The organism is Xanthomonas pisi DSM 18956 (genome assembly GCF_001010415.1).
GTDB classification, from domain to species: domain Bacteria; phylum Pseudomonadota; class Gammaproteobacteria; order Xanthomonadales; family Xanthomonadaceae; genus Xanthomonas; species Xanthomonas pisi.
In genome coordinates, this window is sequence record NZ_JPLE01000270.1 from 1 (window position 1) to 425 (window position 425).

Consider the following 425-nt stretch of genomic DNA (forward strand, 5'->3'; position numbering starts at 1 on the left):
GAAAGAAATCACATCTGAACAAGTTTGCACTAAAAGTGCTGCTCCATCTAGTCAGATGAATATCCAAAATGCTACAGTGTTCATGGGCTCTCCAACAGAATTAATGGAAGAAGTAGGAGATGCTTACGAGGCTCAAGAAGCTCGTGAGAAGGTGATTAATGGAACAACAAATTAACGCATTGAATGATAATCACCCATTGAATGAAGGTGACAAAGTTGTTATTCTACCGCCTCATTTAGCTGAACGTAAAGAAGAAGATGGTATTCGTTGGATTAAATCCCAATGGGACGGTAAATGGTACCCTGAAAAATTTAGTGACTATCTACGTATAAACAAAATAGTTAAAATTCCTAATAACTCAGATAAGCCTGAATTATTTCAAACATACAAAGATAAGAATAATAAACGTACACGGTATATGGGT

The 425-nt window shown here is 36.0% G+C and carries 2 protein-coding genes; both read left to right on the top strand.

Annotated elements, in window-relative coordinates:
- Positions 1–7 precede the first annotated feature (7 nt).
- Positions 8–175, top strand: a complete 168-nt coding sequence (locus Y887_RS21610) for a terminase small subunit (protein ID WP_425476744.1) — start codon at positions 8–10, stop codon at positions 173–175.
- A partial coding sequence (locus Y887_RS19780; RefSeq protein ID WP_283950390.1) for a hypothetical protein occupies positions 159–425 on the top strand: 267 nt, incomplete at its 3' end. The genes Y887_RS21610 and Y887_RS19780, both read left to right, overlap by 17 nt.